The organism is Pantoea sp. ME81, from assembly GCF_903970985.1.
Taxonomy (GTDB): domain Bacteria; phylum Pseudomonadota; class Gammaproteobacteria; order Enterobacterales; family Enterobacteriaceae; genus Pantoea; species Pantoea communis.
Window position 1 is genome coordinate 1 of sequence record NZ_CAJCKS010000232.1, and the last position, 6,225, is coordinate 6,225.

General features: G+C 48.0%; 5 protein-coding genes and 1 pseudogene. All 6 read left to right on the forward strand.

What is annotated here, in order from left to right:
* Positions 1-211: autotransporter outer membrane beta-barrel domain-containing protein (locus tag H7A81_RS24865; RefSeq protein WP_182059052.1), on the forward strand; the 211-nt coding region annotated here is incomplete at its 5' end.
* A 971-nt stretch (positions 212-1,182) separates the two neighbouring features.
* Positions 1,183-1,689 (forward strand): hypothetical protein, encoded by a 507-nt coding sequence (locus H7A81_RS24870; protein ID WP_182059053.1) that lies wholly within the window; start codon positions 1,183-1,185, stop codon positions 1,687-1,689.
* Between the two features lie 147 nt (positions 1,690-1,836).
* Positions 1,837-2,403: a fimbrial protein gene (locus H7A81_RS24875; RefSeq protein ID WP_220458124.1), complete on the forward strand. Its 567-nt coding sequence runs from the start codon at positions 1,837-1,839 to the stop codon at positions 2,401-2,403.
* Positions 2,404-2,449: 46 nt separating this feature from the next.
* Entirely contained in the window at positions 2,450-3,145 is a 696-nt protein-coding gene (locus H7A81_RS24880; RefSeq protein ID WP_182059054.1) for a molecular chaperone, read from the forward strand.
* Positions 3,105-5,645, forward strand: coding sequence for a fimbria/pilus outer membrane usher protein (locus tag H7A81_RS24885; RefSeq protein WP_255479041.1), 2,541 nt, complete (start codon positions 3,105-3,107; stop codon positions 5,643-5,645). Before H7A81_RS24880 ends, H7A81_RS24885 begins: the two co-directional genes overlap by 41 nt.
* 1 nt (position 5,646) lies before the next feature.
* Positions 5,647-6,225 (forward strand): annotated as a pseudogene (locus tag H7A81_RS24890) (adhesin); the annotation flags it as partial.

The window sequence follows — 6,225 nt, forward strand, 5'->3', positions numbered from 1 at the left end:
AAACTGGTTGTATACGTCGAAGGACTATGGCGTGAAGATGGGGGACAACATCGCGTATCTCCAGGGAAACCGCAACGTAGCTGAGCTGAAGACCGGTGTTGAGGGGCACGTGACTGAAAATCTGAGCGTATGGGGTAGCGTTGCACAGCAGATTGGGGGAAACAACTATCAGGACACGCAGGGAGTGCTGGGCGTAAAATATAGCTTCTGACAGAAGCCATTCTGTGACGATTGATATGATTAAGCAGAGCCCCGTCATGGCGGGGCTCTTCACATTCTACCTGTCATTGCTCAATTTCAATCTCTGATTCGCAACAGCACAGGCGCGGTTTATATACTCATCCAGGCAGTAACCCCCTCTTGCTTAGAGATAAGAGCAACGATTTTCTTCCGACGAGCCTTAAAAAACGTGCTGTTAATAAAATGACATTAACCCATTCACAAGGAGACAACGTGCCGTGTAAACCCGGTATCCGAGATGATGTCACGCTTGGGCATTACTGCCTGCCATCAACTTGAACACGTTTATAGACTTCATTACTGACCATGTCGTAGCAGCCTGTACCGCGGCGGGTGGCGTGTTTACACTTTTTTTTGGGTCAAACAAGACATGGGATGACTCGTGCCTGCCAATGCTTGCAACCTCAGTTAAGTTGCCTCATCACAAATCAGAGCAAATATCAATAAATGAAATGTGTTTTAACGTGACAATTTTTGGTGGATAATAATTACATTTTTACCTGAAAGAATATTTGATAGTCTTATGCCAGCTGAAATGTACAGATAAATCACAATCAACCATAAATCTATTTACTGTATTTAATGATTATTAACCATCAACTGATAATTATAAGCTAATGGATTATACTTCTTGGGCGTGAAGAAAATAAAAAAATGAAAACTAAGTCAAAATAAAAAAGAAGTTTACCCTCTAAGATTCACATAAGGTAATTGCCAACGTTTGGATTCCGTGATAACGATCCATATATGTGCACAGGGTACGCCACATGTTTTGTGGATAGGTGTACGCATTTAGTGAGTGCTGTTAACATCTTCACTGACTAAATATATAGCAGGCTGGTTTCAAATGGCTTGAATGTTTGGTAATAAAACATTAATTGAAAAAAATATTATTTTACTTATCAGGATTTAGGTGAGATTTTAATTCAAAGGGGCGAATGCATGATTTCTAATTTGAATATTGAATTTCATAATAGTTGCTCACACTATTTTGTGGAAGGAATGAAATATACTTATTTTCGAGAATGCGAACCCCTATCAAAAACCGCAGAAAAAATATTCCTTATTGATCTGAGTTTTAACTCTTTCAGAAAGATAATTCTTGATGTTAGTCGCGGCATGTTCGAAGAGGAAAATTTCTCTGTGTTTTTTATATTTATTGCAAATGATGCATTAATACCGCTTGCGAATTACTTCATTTTGAAGAGTGAGTATAGAACTATCTTAGCAAGAAAAAAACATATTGATAGTGGGTCTGTTATTAAAATGAGCAGGGAGGTTATTTTTCCCGGGACAATACTAACAGAAAAAGAATTTTTAACGCTGACATTATGCCTTGAAGGAAAAGACCCTGTTAAAAACGGCATTAACCCTAAGACATTTTGCAGTCGAAAATATTCAGCCCTTCGTAAGCTAGGCAAACCACATTTTTCGCTGCTTTACTCTTAGGTTTTTATTATGCTTAATTGACCAACCAAGATTTCATGTCGTTATCAAATTTTTCTTAAAAATTCTATTCAGGAATTTTTTTCAAGACTTCGATCAGGCTGACATTTAAATCAATCATTCATACTTCGCATTATCAGGATCATAATAATGAACAGGAAATCAGCTTTTAGAGCCTCTCTTCTCGCTGCATCAATGATGTCTGCACATGTATTTGCGGCATCAACAGTGACATTCCAGGGAGAGGTGGCCACTCAGACCTGTAGCATCAGCATAAACAGCACGACAAATGCTGTCGTATTAATGCCTACAATTCCACTCAGCGATTTATATACAGCGAGTACGACGACCACGGCCGCCGGAAACAGTGCGGGGCTGACGCCATTTACCATTTCCGTAACGGGTTGCACCCCCAGCGACAGCGCAGTGACGATGTACCCGGAATTTCTGGGAACCAGCGTTGACACAACAACGTTCGCTCTGGGCAACACGGCCAGTACCAATGCCGCTACAGGCGTCGGGATTGCATTATATTCCGATTCGACCGGGACCACTCAGATTAACCTCAACGGTGTGACCAGAGGTGCAGCGATGACACTGGCAGCCAACTCGACATCGGCGACGGCAACCTACAGCGCCAAATATATGGCGACGAGCGCCACCACCACGGCAGGCAGGGTTACTGGCGTGGCGCAATACACTTTAAGTTATCTCTGACTGAATCGGGCTGCTGCAGGCAGCCCGATAATGACTGGCTCTAAATATGAAAACATTTCTGCTCTTTATTCTTATGCTTTATGTTCACGCCGCGTCAGCCAGCGTCATTATGGTGGGAACTCGCGTAATTGTGCCTTCAGCAGCCAAAGAGAAAACGGTACAGTTTAAAAACCCTGATCCTCAGCCATTCATTGTCGAAATTAAACTCAGCGATGAGCATGATCATTCTTCTCAGGTTCCCTTTGTGGCCGTCCCGCCGGTATTCCGTATAGAACCGCATCAGGGTCAGTCAGTGAGACTGATCCCAACAAGCGCAGAACAATTGCTGCCGCGCGACAGGGAATCTGTTTTTTATATGAATTTCACCCAGATCCCGGCACTGAAAAGATCTGCGCGCAACGATAATCAGTTAATCATTGCGGTTAAAAGCCGGGTGAAAGTGTTTTACCGTCCCGAAACGCTGTCTGGCCAGCAGAGTGAGGCATTTAAATCACTCAGATTCTCGCTGAATAACGGCAAGGTAATGGTAGAGAATCCCACCGGTTTTTATATTTCAATCAGCAGGGCGCGCTTTGTCAGTCACTCTCATTCGGTAACGCTGACAGATGCGGTTATGCTCGCTCCCTTGTCCTCAATGGAATGGTCCCCGGCAGAAAGGGTGGCATCTTTGCGCGACGGGAAAATACGCATTACGCAGGTAAATGATTATGGCGCTTACTTTGAAAATACCAGGGATCCGTGATTTTCAAAAGGCGCACTTATTACCTTCCGCGTTATTTCGTGCCGCACTTCTTTTCACGTTTTCTCAGATAAACGCATATGCCGCGGATGACGAATATTATTTTGATTCCTCCCTTTTTAAGGGCGGTAACTTTGACCAGGCGGCACTTGACAAGTTGTCCAGGCCTGATGCGGTGTTGCCCGGTGACTATCAACTTGACGTCTATGTAAATCAGCGGTTTGTGGGCCGGTTCAAGGTAAGCGTCAAGCCTGGTCCCGGAGGTGATGCGCCGTGCCTTTCATCCGAACTGGTCAGGTCGATAGGATTTAAGCATGTGAAGCCGGACACTGACGGCACTGCAGCCTGCCGGTTTATTGCTGATGTGGAGCCGCAGGCAACCACGCACGTGTCCATTTCAACGTTCAGAATGGACATCACGGCTCCGCAGTCGCTGCTCGTCAGCAAGCCGCGAGGCTGGATAGACCCTGCTGAATATGATACCGGAGCAAATATCGGGTTTATTAACTATCTGGCGAACTATTATCACGTCTCTTATTCAGAGACGGACATCCGTAATCAGGATTCTGCATGGCTGTCACTGAACGGGGGCGTCAACCTCGGCACCTGGCAATACCGACAGACAGGCTCTGCGACCTGGAATCAGCAGCAGGGCGGATCCTGGCAAACCGTCCGGAGTTATATCCAGCGCCCGATACCCGCTATATCCAGCCAGTTCATGGCAGGCCAGCTTATTACCAATGGAAATTTCTTTTCCGGATTGAGCTACAGTGGACTTAATCTGTCGACTTCTCAGGCCATGCTGCCTGATACACAGCAGGGTTACGCGCCTGTCATTCGCGGCATAGCCAGTACCAACGCGAAAATATCAGTACGCCAGAACGGAAACGAGATTTACCAGACAACCGTTCCGCCTGGCGCGTATGAAATCACCGACCTGAATCCCACCAGTAGTAGCGGTGATCTTCAGGTGGAGGTGACCGAAGCAGACGGCACCATCAAGAAGTTTACCGTTCCCTTCTCGGCCGTTCCGGAATCCATGCGTCCTGGTGTTTACCGCTACAATCTGGCCGCAGGCAGAACCCGGGGCATGAATAAAAATGCCGATTTCGGTGATTTCATCTATCAGCGGGGCCTGACCAATGCGTTGACGGGTAACGGAGGCGTCCGGTTTTCCGAGGGTTATGCGTCTTCAGTACTGGGTGGCGTGTATGCAAGCGCATACGGCGCGCTGGGATCCGACATCACCTACTCCAGAGCTTCTTTGCCTGAGGGGAATACGCTCCAGGGCTGGATGAGCCGCATCAGCTGGAGTAAAACTTTTGCGATGTCGGGGACCACCGTTTCGCTGGCGAGCTATCGCTATTCTACGTCAGGCTATCGTGACTTATCCAGCATTCTGGGGCTGAGATATGATTCCCTGAACGACGCAAACTGGCTTCAGTATGCCAGCGGCCAGAGGGAAAGATTTGACGTTACCCTGAGTCAGAACATGAATTCGCTCGGCAATCTTTTCGTTACCGCGGCTACCCAGAGTTACCGTAACGGGCGTGCACGTGACACTCAGTATCAGGTTGGCTACGGAAAGAATTTTGCCCGCGGCATTACCCTCAGCCTGGCCGTTAACCGCCAGCAGGTGGGAAGCTACGCAGACAGCGGGTACCGTGAAACCGCCGTTTCAGCAACAGTTTCCATCCCACTGTTCCCTGACAGCCCGCGCAGCGCATCGCTGAGCACGACATATAACCGCAGCGATACTGGCGGTAGCCAATATCAGACGTCACTCTCCGGCGCGCTGGATGAACAGCAAAGCGCGACTTATAGCGTAAGTGCAACCCATGACGAGCAGCTGAATCAGAGTACGCTGAGCGGAAGTCTTCAGGACCGCCTACCTAAAGTCTCTCTCGGGATGAATGGTTCAGTCGGAAAAAATTACTGGCAGGTTTCCGGGAATGCTCAGGGGGCAGCAGCTCTACATGCTGGCGGTGTGACCCTGGGGCCCTATCTTGGGGATACTTTTGGCCTTGTGGAAGCAAAAGGGGCTGAAGGTGCAGAGTTATTCAGCTCACCTCAGTCCAGAATCGACGGCAGTGGTTATGCACTGCTTCCCTCACTGACGCCCTATCGTTATAACAGCGTGTCACTGGATCCGGCAGGCATGAAGGGCAATGCAGAAATTCTGGATAGTCAGAAACGGGTGGTTCCGGTTTCGGGGGCAGTCAGCAAAATTGTTTTTCAGACAAAAACGGGCACAGCAATGCTTATCACAGTGCGGACGTCTGAAGGCAAAACCATTCCTATGGGAGCAACGGTGATGGACGACAGCGGTAATCCGGCAGGTATAGCAGGCCAGGGAGGACAGATTTATGTGCGCGCTGAAAAAGATCGCGGCCATTTTACTGTTGAATGGGGTGACAATATGCGGTGTAGCATTCCTTACTCGCTCACCTCTACTGAACGCGGCATGACGCTGGTGACGCTCAGTGCCAGTTGCGAGAGATGAAATGAAAAAAATTAACTTATTACTCGCGGTCACGATTGCTTTTTCCGCCCTGACAGCGTTGCCCGCGGTGGCAACGTGCACAAGTACTGGTGCTTCACAAACTGAAGATGACCGTACCGCGCTGCTCCCCTTTGGCAAGGTCAATCTTTATGATACCTACTTTTCACCCGTAGGGACGCTGCTGGGCAGTGTGACAGTGCCCCCCACAAACTATACCTATGGCGGTGCTACCGCCTCTACCGTGTTATGGACCTGCGATCAGAGCGATCTGTCGAATATCTATTTTCTGGTGGCGACCAACGGAGATGACCGCGTTGGTGGTTTTTATGATATCGGTGCCACTGATGGCCTGACAGGTGTTTACGCCACTTATTTCGCCTATGTCGGACTTAAACTGACGATGAGCAGCCAGATACTGACACGCTACTGGCAGAAGGTGGCAGTCACCAGTTATGCCATTTCCGGAACAAAAATTCAGATCAGGCTTCAGGATATCCCCCCATTACAGGCTGAACTGTATCGTGTAAGCAGCTTACCGGGGACCAGCTCCGCATCCTACTATTGCGGCAACAATAATACA

Excerpts from the sequence above, each read along its gene's own strand:
- H7A81_RS24870 (WP_182059053.1), top strand. The coding sequence starts at position 1,183 with ATGATTTCTAATTTGAATATTGAATTTCATAATAGTTGCTCACACTAT.
- H7A81_RS24875 (WP_220458124.1), top strand. The coding sequence starts at position 1,837 with ATGAACAGGAAATCAGCTTTTAGAGCCTCTCTTCTCGCTGCATCAATG.
- H7A81_RS24885 (WP_255479041.1), top strand. The coding sequence starts at position 3,105 with ATGATTATGGCGCTTACTTTGAAAATACCAGGGATCCGTGATTTTCAA.
- H7A81_RS24880 (WP_182059054.1), top strand. The coding sequence starts at position 2,450 with ATGAAAACATTTCTGCTCTTTATTCTTATGCTTTATGTTCACGCCGCG.